This window comes from Marinobacter sp. EVN1, assembly GCF_000475375.1.
Lineage (GTDB): Bacteria > Pseudomonadota > Gammaproteobacteria > Pseudomonadales > Oleiphilaceae > Marinobacter > Marinobacter nauticus.
Map to the genome: position 1 here is coordinate 1 of NZ_AXCB01000067.1, position 1,156 is coordinate 1,156.

Here is a 1,156-nt window from a genome sequence, read left to right on the forward strand (position 1 = left end):
GGAGGCTCTGAATAAGTCTCCAAAATCAGCGATAATACGGCCATCGTCAATCGCATAGGATCGTTGCCAGCATGGATCAGATCACCTTCTCCGAAGCCGAATACCAGACCAAGAAGCGCAAGACCCGTCGCGAGATCTTTCTGGAACGGATGGACAAGCTGATTCCGTGGAAGCAGTTGGAGAAGAAGGTAGCCCGTTATTACCCGAAGGGCCGGAACGGACGGCCCCCTTATCCGCTGCCTGCCATGCTGCGGGTTCACTGCATGCAGTTGTTCTATAACTTGAGCGATCCGGCCATGGAAGACGCGCTGTACGAGATCGAATCCATGCGGCACTTCGCGGGTCTGAAGCTGGACCGTTTGCCAGATGAGACGACGATTCTCAACTTCCGGCATTTCCTGGAGCAGCACGGTCTTGGCAAGGCGCTGTTTAAAGAGGTGAACAAACACCTGGAGAAAAACGGCTTGATGTTGCGTGAAGGAAGCATCGTAGATGCCACCATCATCTCTGCTCCCAGCTCCACCAAGAACCAAACTGGCAAGCGTGATCCGGAGATGCACCAGACCAGAAAGGGCAACGAATGGCACTTCGGCATGAAAATGCACATTGGTGTCGACGACACGTTCGGTCTGATTCATAGCATTGATACCACCGCTGCCAATGTTCACGACATCGTGCCCACCGACAAGCTGCTGCATGGTGAAGAGCAACGAGTCTTCGGCGACGCCGGTTACCTTGGCATTCAGAAGCGGGATGAGCATAAGCACCGCAAAAACGTCTCCTGGTTCATTGCCAAACGGCCTGGCACCCGGAAGACGCTGGATGCCGACAAACTGAAAGCAGAGAAGATCAAAGCCAGTGTTCGTGCCAAGGTCGAGCATCCCTTCCGGTACATCAAGCGGGTCTTTGGTTATGGCAAGGTCCGCTATCGCGGCCTTGCCAAGAACAGCAACCGGTTGCATTTGCTGGCCGCGTTTAGCAACCTGCTGATCGGTGAAAAATACATGCTGGCGTAGGGCCAGTGCGCCTGTTTTCCGCCAAAATGGCGGGAAACGGGCAAAAAACACACAAATAAAGGGAAAATAGTGTCTGAATCTTCGATTTTTTGCCGTTTAAACCCAAGATGGGCAAATATCAGCAGTTATTCAGACCTTCC

Annotated in this window: 1 protein-coding gene; it reads left to right on the top strand. The window is 52.9% G+C overall.

All coding sequences use genetic code 11. From position 1 onward, the window contains the following. The first annotated feature begins 71 nt into the window (after window positions 1–71). A complete protein-coding gene (locus Q674_RS37165) occupies window positions 72–1,016 on the top strand; it encodes an IS5 family transposase (protein WP_011784145.1) in 945 nt (314 codons plus the stop codon). Window positions 1,017–1,156: the final 140 nt, after the last annotated feature.

What these genes read in the sequence shown, in the direction of transcription:
- Q674_RS37165 (WP_011784145.1), top strand. Translation starts at nt 72, where the DNA reads ATGGATCAGATCACCTTCTCCGAAGCCGAATACCAGACCAAGAAGCGC.